At 60.4% G+C, this 15,099-nt stretch carries 13 protein-coding genes; 4 read left to right on the forward strand and 9 right to left on the reverse strand.

Annotated elements, in window-relative coordinates; translation table 11 throughout:
- Nucleotides 1–45: 45 nt before the first annotated feature.
- Nucleotides 46–2,283, forward strand: coding sequence for a ComEC/Rec2 family competence protein (locus SMD27_RS09320; RefSeq protein ID WP_320508095.1), 2,238 nt, complete (start codon nt 46–48; stop codon nt 2,281–2,283).
- Between the two features lie 53 nt (nt 2,284–2,336).
- Here the strand turns inward: SMD27_RS09320 and lexA are convergent, their stop codons facing one another.
- The 6 genes from lexA to SMD27_RS09350 form a co-directional block, all read right to left on the reverse strand.
- Nucleotides 2,337–3,071 (reverse strand): transcriptional repressor LexA, encoded by a 735-nt coding sequence (lexA, locus tag SMD27_RS09325; RefSeq protein WP_320508096.1) that lies wholly within the window; start codon nt 3,069–3,071, stop codon nt 2,337–2,339.
- Nucleotides 3,072–3,213: 142 nt separating this feature from the next.
- Nucleotides 3,214–4,428, reverse strand: coding sequence for a molybdopterin molybdotransferase MoeA (locus SMD27_RS09330; RefSeq protein ID WP_320508097.1), 1,215 nt, complete (start codon nt 4,426–4,428; stop codon nt 3,214–3,216).
- Nucleotides 4,428–4,904 carry a cyclic pyranopterin monophosphate synthase MoaC gene (moaC, locus tag SMD27_RS09335; protein WP_320508098.1) on the reverse strand — a complete coding sequence of 159 codons (477 nt, stop codon included), beginning with the start codon at nt 4,902–4,904 and terminating at the stop codon, nt 4,428–4,430. Before moaC ends, SMD27_RS09330 begins: the two co-directional genes overlap by 1 nt.
- A 24-nt stretch (nt 4,905–4,928) precedes the next feature.
- Entirely contained in the window at nt 4,929–5,747 is an 819-nt protein-coding gene (trpC, locus tag SMD27_RS09340; RefSeq protein ID WP_320508099.1) for an indole-3-glycerol phosphate synthase TrpC, read from the reverse strand.
- Nucleotides 5,744–6,778, reverse strand: coding sequence for an anthranilate phosphoribosyltransferase (trpD, locus tag SMD27_RS09345; protein ID WP_320508100.1), 1,035 nt, complete (start codon nt 6,776–6,778; stop codon nt 5,744–5,746). Before trpD ends, trpC begins: the two co-directional genes overlap by 4 nt.
- Before the next feature lie 4 nt (nt 6,779–6,782).
- A complete protein-coding gene (locus SMD27_RS09350; protein WP_320508101.1) occupies nt 6,783–7,412 on the reverse strand; it encodes an anthranilate synthase component II in 630 nt (209 codons plus the stop codon).
- 184 nt (nt 7,413–7,596) lie between these two features.
- On the opposite strand from SMD27_RS09350, the gene SMD27_RS09355 reads away from it, so the two are divergent.
- Nucleotides 7,597–9,117 carry a hypothetical protein gene (locus SMD27_RS09355; protein ID WP_320508102.1) on the forward strand — a complete coding sequence of 507 codons (1,521 nt, stop codon included), beginning with the start codon at nt 7,597–7,599 and terminating at the stop codon, nt 9,115–9,117.
- Between the two features lie 86 nt (nt 9,118–9,203).
- On the forward strand, nt 9,204–10,541 hold the full coding sequence (locus SMD27_RS09360) for a divergent polysaccharide deacetylase family protein (RefSeq protein WP_320508103.1): 1,338 nt from the start codon (nt 9,204–9,206) through the stop codon (nt 10,539–10,541).
- A 15-nt stretch (nt 10,542–10,556) separates the two neighbouring features.
- Here SMD27_RS09360 and SMD27_RS09365 read toward each other — a convergent pair whose 3' ends face one another.
- Genes SMD27_RS09365 through SMD27_RS09375 form a run of 3 tightly spaced genes read right to left on the reverse strand, consistent with a single transcriptional unit; the run spans nt 10,557 to nt 13,532 of the window.
- Nucleotides 10,557–12,074 carry a tripartite tricarboxylate transporter permease gene (locus tag SMD27_RS09365; RefSeq protein ID WP_320508104.1) on the reverse strand — a complete coding sequence of 506 codons (1,518 nt, stop codon included), beginning with the start codon at nt 12,072–12,074 and terminating at the stop codon, nt 10,557–10,559.
- Between the two features lie 13 nt (nt 12,075–12,087).
- Nucleotides 12,088–12,585 carry a tripartite tricarboxylate transporter TctB family protein gene (locus SMD27_RS09370; RefSeq protein ID WP_320508105.1) on the reverse strand — a complete coding sequence of 166 codons (498 nt, stop codon included), beginning with the start codon at nt 12,583–12,585 and terminating at the stop codon, nt 12,088–12,090.
- Nucleotides 12,582–13,532, reverse strand: coding sequence for a Bug family tripartite tricarboxylate transporter substrate binding protein (locus SMD27_RS09375; RefSeq protein ID WP_320508106.1), 951 nt, complete (start codon nt 13,530–13,532; stop codon nt 12,582–12,584). Before SMD27_RS09375 ends, SMD27_RS09370 begins: the two co-directional genes overlap by 4 nt.
- Nucleotides 13,533–13,875: 343 nt before the next feature.
- Here SMD27_RS09375 and hmpA point away from each other — a divergent pair, with 343 nt between their 5' ends.
- Nucleotides 13,876–15,096, forward strand: a complete 1,221-nt coding sequence (hmpA, locus tag SMD27_RS09380) for an NO-inducible flavohemoprotein (protein ID WP_320508107.1) — start codon at nt 13,876–13,878, stop codon at nt 15,094–15,096.
- Nucleotides 15,097–15,099: the final 3 nt, after the last annotated feature.

The following is a 15,099-nucleotide window of genomic DNA, read 5'->3' on the forward strand; positions in this document are numbered from 1 at the left end:
CTGGATCGCATTTGCTACAGCTTTGGCGGGAGGATTTCAGCCATCATGCGCGCGGTATCATTGCTGGCGATAGGCCATGGCCAGATCGTCGCCCAGCGCGAAAACTGGCCGTGCTGGTTGGCCGTCGTCCTCGGCTGTGGGATCGCTTGCTACTTCTCTTTGCCGGTTGAACCGCCGCTCTGGCTGCCCGCTATCTTCTGTGCCTTGGGTTTTGGCGGCGCCATCTTTTTCGGTCTGTCCGCACATGCCCGCATCCTATTCTGGCCAGCGCTGTTTTTTGGCGTGCTTTGCCTCGGCTTTGCCGACATGACCTATCGCACTTTATCAGCAACCCCGCATATGCTCGCCGAAGATCTGCCGGGCGCCTATGTCAGCGGCCGTGTTGCCAGGACCGAGCCGTTGCCGAACGGATTGCGTCTGACACTGTCGCCGGCTTTTCTCGGGCACGATGCGGAAGATGACGGCGCAGAGCCTTTTTCATTGCGGATCACGGTTCTGCGTCCCGTTGGCGATATCGTTCCGGGCGATTGGGTCCGGCTGCGGGCTGATTTGCGTCCACCTTCGCCGCCTCCGGCACCAGGCGCTTACGATTTCCGCCGCCAGGCATTCTTCGATGGCCTGGATGGAACCGGCTTTGCCTTCCGCGCCTTCAAGCAGGAATCTGCTGAAGGCCGACAAGCGACCAGCTTTTTTGACACCTACGACGATTGGGCGGATACGCTGCGCCAGAGGATTGGCGATCGTATTTCCGCTGTCCTGCCGGGGCCGCCTGGTGCATTGGCGATTGCATTGGTCGTCGGTAATCAAACGGCGTTGCGCAAGGCAGATCTCGATGCGATGCGAGATTCCGGTTTGGCTCATCTGCTGTCCATTTCCGGACTGCATATCAGCCTGGCGGCCGGATTGATGTTCTTCTCCACACGGTTCCTGCTGGCGCTTTTCCCCTGGCTCGCCTTGCGAGCCCCCATCAAGAAATGGGCGGCGGTCATGGCGCTCGCGGGCGCTTTCTTTTACGCCATCCTTGCCGGGGCAACCGTGCCGACGCAGCGTTCCGTCATCATGACCGGCATCGTTTTCGGTGCCATCTTGCTGGACCGTTCGCCGATTTCCCTGCGCCTGGTTGCCTGGTCGGCGATCATGCTGTTGCTCTGGCAGCCCGAAAGCCTGATCGGCCCCAGCTTTCAGATGTCTTTCGCTGCGGTGCTGGCTCTGGTCGCTGTTTTCGATGCTCTCCGGCAACCGCTTCTGTCACTGCGCCGCCGCGTGACTGCGCCGCCGGCAGATATTGGTGGACGCGTGCTATCTTATGGTGGCCAAGGGTTATTCTGGCTCGCGACCATGGTGCTGAGTAGCCTGGCGGCGAGCCTCGCCACAGCGCCCTTCGGCCTCTATCATTTCAATCGTCTGCAGTTCTATGGCATTGCCGCTAATATGCTGGCGGTGCCAATCACCGGTTTCCTGATCATGCCGGCGGCGGTCATCGCTCTATTGCTCATGCCGTTGGGGCTAGATGGACCGGCCCTCCATGTCCTTGGCTGGGGCTGCGCGGCGGTCTTATGGGTTGCTCATACGGTGCAGGATTGGCCGCAAGCGGTCACGGCGATTCCAACCATGCCGTCATGGGGCCTCATTGCCGCGACGACCGGCTTTTTGTGGCTCTGCTTGGGCAAAGGAAAAGCACGCGCACTGGGTTTGGCCGGCTTTGCCTTGATGGTGATTTCAATCTTTATCCAACCAGTGCCGGATGTGTTTATTTCTGCATCGGGCCGGTTGCTGGCAATGCGAGGGCCCGATGGACAATTGGGCGTTTCCAGCAATCGCAGCGAAAAGCTGGTTCGCGAGACGTGGCTGCGACGTGTCGGGCAGGATAAGAGCGCAACCTTCGAAAAGTTGGCAACGACACAGAACTGGATTAGCTGCAGCTATCCTGACATGTGTGAAGGTGAGATCGCAGGGCGGCGCTTTTTCTTCGACCTGGGCCGCGTTCCAAGTCCAGTCGATTGTACCGCGGCGGATCTGATCATCGTGCCCCAGCGCTGGGTCCGCTGCCCGCCTGGGAATGCAGCAACAATAATCGACCGCCGGATCTTTCGAAGCTCCGGTGCTATGACCTTGAGGATTGAAAACGGCGCAGTTCAAATCGACAGTGTTGCCGCATCGATTGGCAAGCGCCCTTGGTCCGCTTATCAGCTAATCGGTATTGATGAAGACCAACGGTCGGCATCAGGCAGCATGGCTTCGGAGAACGAAGACCCGCCCGGTGGTGACGATGCCGGCGACTAAAGCCTGAGCCGTCGCAAACCGGCCGTCGGATGTTGCCGACGGCCCCGTTTACCTCAATAACGGCGCATCAATCCGATCAGGCGACCTTGGATACGGACGCGATCCGGGCCGAAGATGCGGGTTTTATGCGCCTGGTTGGCCGGTTCCAAGGCGATTGAATCGCCTTTGCGGCGCAGTCGCTTCAGGGTCACCTCATTATTGTCGATCAAGGCCACCACGATGGTGCCATTCTCGGCCGTCTCGCAGCGTTCGATCACCACCGTATCGCCATCTTGGATACCGGCATCAACCATTGAATCGCCTTCAACCGTAAGGGCGTAATGCTCGCCGCGACCGAGCAAAGCCGGCGGCACATCGATGCCGGCGGCATTGTCACGCAAAGCCTCGATCGGTGTACCGGCCGCGATCTTGCCATAAAGCGGCAACTGCACCGTCTGGCTGGCCGAGGCGACGACGGCGCCGGAGATCGACGGCGTGAAATCCCCATGGATGACATTCGGAGCAAAGCCGCGGCGGTCGTCCTTCACGCGCTCTTCCTTGGCCGGCTTCGCAGCGACCGGCGCCTTCCGCTGATCTTCCGCCAGCCGCATGATTTCCAGGGCGCGGGCGCGGTGTGGCAGGCGCCGGATGAAGCCGCGTTCCTCCAGTCCGGTGATCAGCCGATGCACCCCGGATTTCGACTTAAGCCCAAGCGCTTCCTTCATTTCATCGAAGGAAGGGGAGATCCCGGTATCGGCCAGCCGTTCCTGAATGAACTGCAGCAGTTCCCGCTGTTTGCGCGTCAGCATTCGAGCTCCTTTGTCGGCCCTTTAGCATGTAACTCTTGAGCGCGTCGTCCTTCGATGTCGTTTGGACTCCGAGAACAAAGCAACAACATATGGTATGTTCTAGTTTAGTTCCGGGGAAAGGTCAAGGCCGCCTTGGAGGCCTCTAAAGGCTGACGGCACCCCCGCCCAAGCGGATGATTTCGACTTCGCTACCGGTAACTGCGGCGGGAGCATGGGGCGGACGAAGGACCAACGCGTCGGCCTTGGCGAGCAGGCTGATCAGTGAACTGTCCTGAAGGTTGAAAGGCGTGGCGATCAGGCGACCATCCTCATCGCGCGTCAGGCTGGCCCGCAGATAATCCTGGCGCAGATCATTCGCCGGCAGGTCGCGGCCAAGCGCGGCATATTCGGTTGCTATCCGATCCTCCTGACCCAGCATGCGAGCGATGGCCGGGCGCACGAAAAGCAGCGCCGTCACCAGAGCCGATGTCGGATTGCCGGGCAGGCCGATGACCTTCAAATCACCGAGCCGACCGAACATCACCGGCTTGCCCGGCCGCATGGCGATTTTCCAGAAATCGAGCTGAATGCCTTTTTCCTGCAGGATCCGTTGGACCAAATCATAGTCGCCAACCGACGCACCGCCGATCGTCACCAGAAGATCGCAGCCACGCGCGCCATCGATCATGGCCGAGAGACGCTCCGGTTGATCGGGCGCATTGCCGAGATTGAGCACCTGGGCGCCACTTGCGGCTGCGAGGGCGGCGAGGGTATAGCCGTTGGACGCCACGATCTTGCCTGGCGACAAGGCCTCGCCAGGATTCACCAATTCATCGCCGGTCGAAAGAATGGCGACGCGCGGCCGCCGGGTGACGGTGAGCCACGGCCAATTCATGGCCGCCGCAAAGCCGATGTCGCGGGCGGTGAGGCAGCGTCCCGGCGACAAGCCGATATCTCCGGATTTAAAATCCAGGCCGCCTTGGCGGACATGCTGGCCATTGCGAAAACGCGGATCCGTCAGTGCAACGGTATCGCCAGCACGTATCGCGTTTTCCTGGATGACGACGCTATCGGCCCCCTCCGGCAGCATGGCGCCGGTAAAGATACGGGCCGCTTCTCCGGCTTCAATCGGCCGCTGTGGCGCATGGCCGGCCGGGATCTCCATGGTGACGCGCAAAGAAACCGACTGGGCGCCCAGATCGGTGCTGCGCACGGCATAGCCGTCCATTGCCGAAACGGCCTTGGCTGGCTGGGTTAGGCGCGCCGCCACCGGTTCGGCGAGCACGCGGCCCAGCGCATTTTCCAACCCGACCTGTTCGGTGCCGAGTGATTCGAAGGCAGAGAGAATGCGGGCCCTGGCTTCATCGACCGATAGCATCACGCGGCCTCGAAGGTGCCGGATTTCCCACCGCTTTTATGCGTGAGGCGGATATCGGTGATGGTCATGCCGCGGTCCGCCGCCTTGCACATGTCATAGACCGTCAGCGCAGCGATGGAGACCGCCGTGAGCGCTTCCATTTCGACGCCCGTGCGGCCGACCAATTTGCAGGTAGCAGTAATCTCGACTGCGTTGTTGCCCTCATCGAGCGTCAGATCGACCTTAACCGAACTCAGCGCAAGGGGATGGCACAGCGGGATAAGATCGGGTGTTCTTTTAGCACCCATGATACCGGCCAGACGTGCGACCGAGAGCACATCACCTTTCTTGACGCCGCCAGCGCGGATCAGCGCCACGGTTTCGGGCTGCATCAGAATGCGGCCCTTGGCCGTGGCGCTTCGTTCCGTCTCGGCCTTGTCGGAGACATCGACCATACGGGCCTTGCCCTCGGCATCGAAATGCGTAAAGCCGCTCATCACTTCAGTCCGGTAGATCCTGGCTCAGGCTGCACGCGGCGCATGGGTGCCGAGCAATGTCCGGGTCGCCTCGGTCACGTCGGCCTGGCGCATCAGGGATTCGCCGACCAGGAAGGCGCGTGCCCCGACCTTGGCCATGCGTTCGAGATCGGCGGTCGCATAAAGGCCGCTTTCCGCCACCAGCAAGCGATCGCCGGGCACCATGCGGGCAAGTTCCTCGGTGGTGGCCAGATCGACAGTAAGCGTTTTCAGATTGCGATTGTTGACGCCGATCAAAGGCGATTTCAGCTTCAGCGCCCGCTCCATCTCAGCGGCGTTATGAACTTCCACCAGCACATCCATCCCCAGATCGAACGCCGCGGTTTCGAGTTCCGCCGCCTGGGCATCGCTCAGGGCCGCCATGATCAGCAGGATGCAATCCGCGCCGATCGCCCGGGCTTCGGCGATCTGATAGGGGTCGAGCATGAAATCCTTGCGCAAGGCGGGCAGGGGCACCACTTTGCGGGCCGCATCTATATAGCTGTCGTCGCCCTGGAAATAAGGCTTGTCGGTCAGGATGGACAGACAGGTAGCGCCGCCAGCGAGATAAGCGAGGGCGAGCTTCGGTGGATCGAAATCCGCCCGGATGAGACCTTTCGACGGCGATGCTTTCTTGATCTCGGCGATCAAGGCGAAGGCGCCCGCCTGCGCGTTGCGGCGCAGGGCCTTGGCAAAACCCCGCGGTGGATCAAGTCGGTTGCGTTCAGCGGCTGCGGCAGTCACCGTGGCCAGCGATCGTTCCCGCCGGCAAGCTTCAATATGCTCACGTTTATCGGCACAGATTTTTGCTAAGACGTCACTCATGCTTTATCTCCGACGGTGTTCGTCACTTGGACGAGATGATCAAGCACCTTGCGTGCTTTGCCGGTATCGATGGCCTCGGCCGCCAAACGGACACCGGCAGCCAAGTCGGTTACTACGCCAGCAACGATGAGAGCTGCTGCTGCGTTCATCAGGACAATATCACGATATGGGCCGATTTTGCCATCTAACAAGGCCGTGATGGCTGCGGCATTGACGCTGGGATCGCCGCCCTTGATGTCTTCCGCTTTCGCAAGCGGTAAACCAATATCTCGGGGCGACACCTGGAAATGGCGGATGACGCCATCTTTCAATTCGCAGACTTCGGTCGGGCCGGTGACGGTGATCTCGTCCAATCCGTCGCTGCCGGTGACAATCCAGGCATGTTCGGTGCCGAGATTCTTCAGCACATGCGCGAGCGGCTCGTGCCATTGGGCGGAGAAGACACCGATCAATTGCCGGGTGACACCGGCCGGATTGGAAATGGGCCCCATCAAATTGAAGATGGTCCGGGTCCCAAGTTCGACCCGTGCCGGACCGACATGGCGCATGGCGCTGTGATGACGCTGTGCCCAGAGAAAGGTTGTGCCAACTTCCCAAAGGGCGCGTTGCACGACCGTCATGTCGGCATCGATATTGACGCCCAGCGCGGCCAAGACGTCGGCGGCGCCACTTTTCGACGAGGCGGCGCGATTGCCATGCTTGGCGACCTTCACGCCGCAAGCAGCGCAGATGAAAGCGGCCGCGGTGGAAATGTTCAACGTACCGGCGCCATCGCCGCCGGTGCCGCAGACATCGATGGTACCGGCCGGCGCCTCGATCCTTGTCATCTTGTCGCGCATCACCGTGACTGCACCGGTGATCTCATCGACGGTTTCACCACGGACGCGCAGGGCCATCAGCAGTGCACCGATCTGTGCCGGCGTCGCCTCCCCGGACATCATGATGTTGAAAGCTTCTTCGGCCTGGGCGCGGCTCAGTGACTTGCCTTGCGCGGCAATGCCGATAACGCCCTTCAAATCGGTCCCAGTCATGCGATCACGCGGCCTTGCCCGGCGATGTCGGGATCCGGGCGGGATCAATGTTCAAGCCGCAATCCTGCAAGAAATTCGCCAGCAATTTGTGGCCATGTTCCGAAGCGATGCTTTCCGGATGGAACTGGACGCCGGCCATCGGCAAGCTGCGATGCTGCAGGCCCATGATCAAGCCGTCTTCAGTTTCGGCAGTTACTTCAAGCTCTGCCGGAAAGCTGTCACGTTCCACCAGCAGCGAATGATACCGCGTTGCGGTGAAGTTATTCGGCAGATCGCGGAACACACTTTTATTGCCGTGGCGCACCGTGCTGAGCTTGCCGTGCATCGGCTTTGGTGCCCTGACCACTTTACCGCCGAAGGCTTGCCCGATCGCTTGGTGGCCGAGGCAGACGCCTAGAATCGGCGCGGTTTTCGGGCCCAAGTCTTTGGCTGAAACGATGAGATCGAGGCAGATACCGGCGCGATCCGGGTCACAGGGGCCGGGCGACAACACGATACCTTGCGGCTGCTTGCGCCACACCTCGGCGACACTGATCTGGTCATTGCGATGCACCTCGATGGTGGCACCCAACGCCCCGAGATAGTGGTAAAGGTTGTAGGTGAAGCTGTCGTAGTTGTCGATTAGGATAAACATGACGTCAAATACCGTGTCCTCCATGCCGTCGGCCCCAAGCCGCCGGTTGGGCGGAGTGTAACAGGCCGCTTATGGCAATGAAAGTGATCCGAACCGGGCAAAAAATCGCCTTTCGCGAGAGGGAGACCGATAGTCCCGCAGTTGGACCTGCCGTTCCCCTGCCTAAGCTATCACCGGATGTGACATGTCGGACGTGATGGCCAGCACACAGGCTACGGCCTCAAACCAGGGATCGCCCCTTCGCATCGAGCCGCTATCGGTCATTGCCCGATCAGGCCAGGTGGTGCAGGGACGCTCGGAGGTAGATGAGAACGCTGTTACCGGTTCGGTGCTGCCGATCTTGAAGGGGCCGGGAGACCGGGTCCTCGCCGGCAGCCGAAACGGGGCCGCGCCGCTGGAAATTTCGCCGGAAATTGACCAGCCTCAGGTAACTGACCAAGCCCAGGTATTTGTTCCAGGCCAAATACTAGCGGTGGACCATCCGGGCGATGGTCTGCCGGAGCGATTTTTCGGGCCCTTTCTGCGCTTTTGGATGCGTAAGCTCCTCATTTGCGCGGTTGCCGGCATTCTTGCGGGCTTGACCTGGATGATCATGCAGGGCCGATCAGTAACGCCTTCAGGTGTTTTCTGCCTGTTGATCGGTCTGTTGCCGCCCGGGCTGCTTTTCGTCTGGCCTAGCCAATGGTTTGTCGCTCGCCGATGGCTCAAGCAGTACGGCATGATCTGCCGCGATCCTGCCCAATTGGCGCGATTGCGTTATGCCGCCGGCTTTGTTTTCGGCCGCTCCGGCACGTTAAGCCACGGCCAGCTTAGGATCGTCAGTGTGCAGCCTGCGGGCAACATTGCGCCGGCAGATTTCGTGACGCTCGCCACCTCTGCCTATCAGACCGTGGAGGATGTCTGGGGCCGGGCAATTCTTGCTTTCGGCATCTCTCACCGCATCCGGCTGAGGCCCTCTGAAGATGTTGTCGTGGAACCGGGCGCCGGGCTATCGGCGACAGTGGATGGCCAACGGATTATCGTCGGCCGGCAGCATTGGGTGGAGCAACACGGCATCGAGACGGCATTGCTGGCCGGTGCCCTTCAGGAACATGCGCGGCTGGGGCGGCAGATGCTGATTGCCGCCGTTATCTCGCCCGAACCGACGTGTCTCGGGGTTCTCGCTCTCGCGGACCCGCCGAAACGCGGCGCAGTTGATTTGCTCCGACTGTGCAAAAGCTCGGGCATCGAGACAATCTTGATCGCTGACCCCGGAGAAAAGGCGACGACGGTTCTCTCGGGCCTGCTGGGCATCGATCGGGTCGTCAATCTATCCGCTGCCATGACCGAGCTCGACCCCAAGCGCATCGTCGCCATCGGCCGCAGTAATGATCGCAAGCTGCTTACGCGTTTTGAACGATCGATTGCCTTTGGCGACGCGGCGGTTGCGCAGAATGCGGACATTGCTTTTGGTGTACGACGTGAAGATCCGCGCCACATCCTCGATTTCATCATCTTGTCGCAGGCATTGGTGCGGCGACTGCCCTTGGCCTTGCTTGTCGTCTGGCTGACTGGCTGGCCGGTCGCAGCGACGGGGCTGGGCTTGATCCGGATGCCGCCGCAATTTATTGCCATTTGTATCGGTGCCGGTATTGTGATCGCCATTCTGCAAGCGCTGCTCTTGCGGCTACTTGGCTCCCTGGTTAATGACGAGGCCGAAGATTGAAGGTCGGTTGGAATCAGGCGGCCGATCGATAAAATCTGGCTAATGTCGGCAGCCCGGCATAGTTTCGTAATCAGGACAATTGGGACGTGGCCAAGGCAAAACGACAGACGAAAGCGCGGCGTTCGGGTAAGACGGCGCGCAAAGGCAGTCGTCGTAAGTCACGTCGTACCCCGTTTTCTTGGCCGGCGATCAAGCGCCGTCTGTGGGGATGGCTGGATCACAGTGCTTCCCGGTTTAGCCTCGGTATCGGTATAGGTCTGGCCATTGGCCTGCTTCTGGTCGTGCTGTTCGGTCACTTTGGGCACTGGCTTGGCATCCAGCGGCAGCCGGCGGATGATATTGCCGGCCTGATCAACAATTCGCCGGTGCCGCCGAGATTATCGGAAACGCCGAAGGCAAGGCCGGAACCTGAGACCCCAAAGCCGGTCACCGAAGCCGCACCGGCAGTTGAGGCGAAGCCAACCATCAATCCCACAACCTCGAATCCTCCGGTTCCAAAGGACGCGGCGCAAGGCAATCAGGCCGCTGCCGCGCCTGAGAACATGTCGGAGATCACTGAACAGGAACTGGTGCCGCAGCTGACCCGGCCGCCGGCGATCTTGAACGCGCCGCCGCCACCCACCGCTCAGCCATCGGCCGCGCCAGGACCCAAGGTCGCGCAAAAATCGACGGATACCGGCACGAAGCCAAATGACCAGCCGGCCTGGCTGCGTAACTCGGTGGCAATGCGCGCGCCGGTCAATGGACCGATGATCGCCATCGTGCTGGATGATGTCGGTGTGGCAAAGGCCCATGCCGAAATGGCCATCGATCTGCCGGCGCCGATCACCTTGTCGATGATGACCTATGCCGATGGCGTGGCCGAGATGGCGGCGGAAGCGCGGGCAAAAGGGCATGAACTGATGCTTCATGTGCCGATGCAACCGGTGAATCCGAACGTCAATCCCGGCCCACATGCCTTGTTGGTCGGCCTATCGCCGGCCGAATTGAAACAGCGGCTGGATTGGGGACTCGACCGCTTCAGTGGCTTCATCGGCATCAACAATCATATGGGCAGCCGTTTCACCCAAGACGACGCCGGCATGCGCGTCGTCATGCAGGAATTGCGGGCGCGCGGCCTGCTGTTCCTGGATTCGAAAACCATCTCCAATAGCGTCGGCGATAAGCTCGCCCGCGAAATGGGCGTGGCGCATGTCGCGCGCGATGTTTTCCTGGATGACGATATGTCGCCGGCCGCGGTGGCCAGGCAATTGGCCATCACCGAACGCGTGGCGCGCAAGCAGGGTTATGCGGTGGCGATCGGCCATCCGCATCCGGCGACACTCGCGGTTTTAAAAAAATGGCTCATCGATGCCAAACAGCGCGGCTTCGTTCTGGTGCCGCTCAGCACCATCGCTCGCCGGGAAAACGGATTGCCCGGCTGAGCAGCCGCTGATCCGTCAGTCCTCGCTGGCTGCGACCTGCGACAGGACTTCGCCTTTACCCCGCATCCGCATGATCAGCGGTACGACGAGCGCCAAGGCGGCCAGCGCCAATAGGGTGATCGAGATCGGCGAGTGAACGAGGACCGTGAGATCGCCCTGGCTGATGGCAAGAGCCCGGCGCAATTGCTGTTCGGCCAGCGGACCAAGAATGAGACCAACAACCACCGGGGCGATCGGATAGCCGAAGCGGCGCAATACATAGCCGAGCAGGCCGAAGGCGAGTAGCAATCCAAGCTCGACGACCGATGGATTGGCGCCGATCGTCCCCAGCGTCGCGAAAAGGAGAATTCCCGCATAAAGCCAATGCCGCGGGATCGACAGCAATTTCACCCACAAGCCAATCATCGGCAGATTGAGAATAAGCAGCATGAAATTGGCGACCAGAAGACTGGCGATCAATCCCCAGACCAGTTCCGGGTTGCTGGTGAAGAGCAGGGGACCCGGTTGCAGCCCGTATTGCTGAAAGCCTGCCAGCATGATTGCCGCTGTGGCGGTGGTCGGAAGACCAAGGGTCAGGAGCGGCACCAGAGTCCCCGCGGCCGAGGCATTGTTGGCTGCCTCAGGGCCAGCGACACCTTCGATCGCACCGCTACCGAATTCCTCCTTGTGCTTGGAGAAGCGCTTTTCGGTGGCGTAAGACAAGAACGTGCCGATTTCAGCGCCGCCCGCCGGCATTGCACCGATGGGAAAACCGATGACGGTGCCGCGCAGCCAGGACATCCAGGACCGCTTCCAGTCCTCGCGGTTCATCCAGACCGAACCTTTGACCGGCTCGATCGCTTCGTTGCCATCGCCTTTCGCCGCAGCGACCGACAAGGTTTCTCCGACAGCGAATAAAGCAACAGCAAGCGTCGTCACTTCGACGCCGTCCAGCAGATCGGGTATGCCAAAGGCCAATCGCGCTTGGCCGGTTTGCAGGTCGATGCCGATCAGCCCAAGAGTCAGACCGATGAAGAGCGCCGTCAGCCCTCGCAATGTTGAATCGCCGAAAGCGGCCGAGACGGTGACGAAAGCCAGAACCATCAATGCGAAATATTCCGCAGGCCCGAAAGAGAGGGCGAATTTCACGACCCAGGGTGCGATGCAGGCGAGGGCAATGGTCGCAATCAATCCGGCGACGAAGGAGCCGATGGCGGCGGTTGCCAAAGCCGGACCACCGCGACCGGCCCGCGCCATCTTATTGCCTTCAAGAGCGGTGACGATCGATGCGCTTTCGCCCGGCGTGTTGAGCAGGATCGATGTCGTGGAGCCACCATACATGCCGCCGTAATAAATGCCTGCGAACATGATGAGAGAGCCGGCCGGATCGAGCTTGAAGGTAACCGGGAGGAGTAGGGCGACGGTGAGTGCCGGGCCGATCCCGGGCAGCACGCCGACTGCCGTGCCAAGCGTGACGCCGACCAAGGCGAAGAGCAAATTGCTGGGCTCGACCGCGACGCCGAGACCCTGCAAAAGAAGGCTGAAAGTATCCACAAGATGCTCCCTGTCAGAACAGCTGTTGGATGAAACGCTCAGGCGGACCGCTGGGCAATGAAAGCTGCAGGATCTTGGCGAAGAACAGCCAGGCGGCGAAAGACAGAACAATGCCGAGGGGAACGGTCATCCACAGCGGCCCGCGTCCGAAGCTACGGGCGATCGCAGCAAACATCAGTCCGGTGGCAATCGAGAATCCGGCAATCTTGAGCAGCAGCATCTGTGCGGCGAGGCCACCGACAATCCAGATGATGGGCGCGATGTTGTCGGCTTCCCGTTTGGGGAAACCGCCGCGCCAGGCCGTAATAGCCGTGGCGACGGCGAGGACCAGCAATCCGCCGGCAATGGCATAGGGAAAGGCCGCTGGGCCGATGCGTGCATAACTCGCAGCGCCGCCGATATGGCGGGTGTCCCAAAGGATCAAAGCCGCAACGCCCGCGAGAATGACGGCGATGACCAGCGCCGCCTTATCAGGACGGCGCCGTATCTCGACCTCGTTATCCCGGCTCATTTTACCAGGCCGACTTCTTTCAGGATGGCGCTGGTCGCGGTGATATCGCTGGCGAGCTGCTGCTTGAAGGCATCTCCGGCAAGATAGGTGTCCTGCCATTCTTTCGCCTTCAAAGCCTCCTGCCAGGTTTTCGATTTCACCATCTTTTCGATATCGGCCGTGATGGCAGCCTTCTGGTCATCGGTGATGCCGGGCGCAGTGGCGACCATGCGCCAGTTTTCGACAGCGACATTAACGCCGGCCTCGGTGAAGGTCGGGGCATCGACGCCCTCGATCCGCTCGCTGCCGGAAACCGCAAGAAGACGCAAGGTGCCGTCCTTGATCTGGCCGCTGAATTCGCCATAGCCGGAAATCCCGGCGGTTACTTGGCCGCCGAGAATTGCCGCCAGTGCTTCCCCACCACCCGAATAGGCTATGTAGTTGATCTTGGTTGGATCGACGCCGGCCGCCTTGGCGAAGAGACCGGTGGTGATGTGATCGGTCCCCCCAGCGGAACCACCTGCCCAAGAGACGGCGCCTGGATCGGCTTTCAGGGCTGTGACCAGATCGGCCAATGATTTGATCGGCGAGGCGGCCGGGACGACGATCACCTCCTGTTCGCCGGTCAACCGGGCAATCGGCGTTACCTGATCGAGCGTCACCGGCGAGTTATTGGTCAAAATAGCGCCGACCATGACATAGCCGCCGACGATCAAGGCGCTCGGGTCGCCCTTATATTGATTGACGAATTGCGCCAGGCCGATCGTTCCACCGGCTCCCGGCACATTGGTGACCTGTACGCTGGAAGCAATACCCTCATCCTGCATGGCTGCTTGCATTGTTCGGGCTGTTTGGTCCCAGCCGCCGCCGGGGGCGGCTGGCGCGATGATCTTATAGTCAGCCGCGCCGGCGCTTGCCGAAATAACCATCAATCCGCCGGCAATAAGCCCGAGTAAGGACTTCTTCATTTTTCCTCCCCTCACAGGTTTCATTATAGCGCGAACTCTTATCGCTCGGCCTGAGGACGAGCCTGTAATTACCCTGTCTTCATCGGACTTCGTAATGACCGTAAATGCAAGACCAGAGTTTGCCGGCCCCCGGGAACTGTCCGGAACTGTGCTCGATCGCCATCCGTAAGAGCCGCTCGTGTCAGACGTGACGCTTGCGGACATGAAGCGACGAAATTCGCAGCCGAACCGCAGCGACAATTTGTCATCAAGCATCGTCTCGCTTAAAGAGGTATTGTCTGTACCTGTTTAAAGGCGATTGCAACGACTGGCCGAAGCAGGTCAGCAATAGGAGGTATTCAACATGCTGGATAAGGCGACCCGGGACTTGGTCAAGGCGACGGTTCCGGTCCTGAGGGAACATGGCGTGGCGCTCACCCGTCACTTCTATGCGCGGATGTTCGCACATAATCCGGAACTGAAGCATGTCTTCAATCAGGCGCATCAGGTAAACGGGCAACAGCAGCAAGCGCTGGCGATGGCGGTGCTGGCATATGCAGAGAATATCGATGATCCGTCGGTTCTCGCGCCGGTCCTGCAGCGTATCACGCATAAGCATGCAAGCCTCGGCATTCGCGCCGAACATTACCCCATCGTTGGCAAGCATCTCCTAGCTTCGATCAAGGAAGTGCTCGGTGACGCGGCGAGCGAGGAGCTTATCGCTGCCTGGGCCGCTGCCTATGGCCAGCTCGCGGATATCCTGATTGGGGCTGAATCAGCTTTGTATCGCGATGCAGCGACTGTGGCAGGTGGTTGGTCCGGATGGCGTCCCTTCAAGGTCGGCAAGAAGATCCGCGAAAGCGACGAGATCACATCCTTCTATCTCTATCCAGTCGAAAACGCGCCGTTGCCGGCTTTCAAACCAGGTCAGTTCATCAGCATCCGCGGTCGCGCGGCGGGCGGGCAGATGATCCAGCCGCGGCAATACAGCCTCTCCGATGCACCGAACGGCGAATATCTGCGCTTATCGATCAAGCGTGAAACCGGCTTGGAAGAACGGCCGGATGGGATGATTTCCAATTGGATGCATGACAAGATCGAGGAAGGTTCCGTGGTCGAACTATCGCCACCCTTCGGCGACTTCTTCCTCCATACGGATCGCGAGACACCGGTCGTTCTGATCAGCGGCGGTGTCGGGCTCACACCGATGATGGCCATGCTCAATCATCTGGTGCGCAAGCAGCCGCAGCGGCGTGTCGTCTTTGTCCACGGGGCGCGGCATCGCGGCGTGCATGCCTTGAACGGCCATGTCCGCGACCTGGCGGAACGGCATCCGCAGGTTTCGGTGAAGGTCTTCTACGAGAAGGTCGGGAATGACGATAAACCGGGTGTCGATTACGACCTGCCAGGCCGGATCGATCTGACCGCTATCAAGGACGAAACCATCCTACCGGAAGCGGATTACTATATCTGTGGCCCGGTGCCGTTCATGAAGGCAAAACTGACGGCCCTCAATGATCTGGGTGTGTCGAGTGATCGTATTCACTACGAAGTCTTCGGCTCGCATACCTTGTCGGCAGCATGACCC

It is taken from the genome of Dongia soli (genome assembly GCF_034044715.1).
Classification (GTDB): domain Bacteria; phylum Pseudomonadota; class Alphaproteobacteria; order Dongiales; family Dongiaceae; genus Dongia_B; species Dongia_B soli.

What these genes read in the sequence shown, in the direction of transcription:
- SMD27_RS09320 (WP_320508095.1), top strand. Translation starts at nt 46, where the DNA reads ATGCGCGCGGTATCATTGCTGGCGATAGGCCATGGCCAGATCGTCGCC.
- lexA (WP_320508096.1), bottom strand. Translation starts at nt 3,071, where the DNA reads ATGCTGACGCGCAAACAGCGGGAACTGCTGCAGTTCATTCAGGAACGG.
- SMD27_RS09330 (WP_320508097.1), bottom strand. Translation starts at nt 4,428, where the DNA reads ATGCTATCGGTCGATGAAGCCAGGGCCCGCATTCTCTCTGCCTTCGAA.
- moaC (WP_320508098.1), bottom strand. Translation starts at nt 4,904, where the DNA reads ATGAGCGGCTTTACGCATTTCGATGCCGAGGGCAAGGCCCGTATGGTC.
- trpC (WP_320508099.1), bottom strand. Translation starts at nt 5,747, where the DNA reads ATGAGTGACGTCTTAGCAAAAATCTGTGCCGATAAACGTGAGCATATT.
- trpD (WP_320508100.1), bottom strand. Translation starts at nt 6,778, where the DNA reads ATGACTGGGACCGATTTGAAGGGCGTTATCGGCATTGCCGCGCAAGGC.
- SMD27_RS09350 (WP_320508101.1), bottom strand. Translation starts at nt 7,412, where the DNA reads ATGTTTATCCTAATCGACAACTACGACAGCTTCACCTACAACCTTTAC.
- SMD27_RS09355 (WP_320508102.1), top strand. Translation starts at nt 7,597, where the DNA reads ATGTCGGACGTGATGGCCAGCACACAGGCTACGGCCTCAAACCAGGGA.
- SMD27_RS09370 (WP_320508105.1), bottom strand. Translation starts at nt 12,585, where the DNA reads ATGAGCCGGGATAACGAGGTCGAGATACGGCGCCGTCCTGATAAGGCG.
- SMD27_RS09375 (WP_320508106.1), bottom strand. Translation starts at nt 13,532, where the DNA reads ATGAAGAAGTCCTTACTCGGGCTTATTGCCGGCGGATTGATGGTTATT.
- hmpA (WP_320508107.1), top strand. Translation starts at nt 13,876, where the DNA reads ATGCTGGATAAGGCGACCCGGGACTTGGTCAAGGCGACGGTTCCGGTC.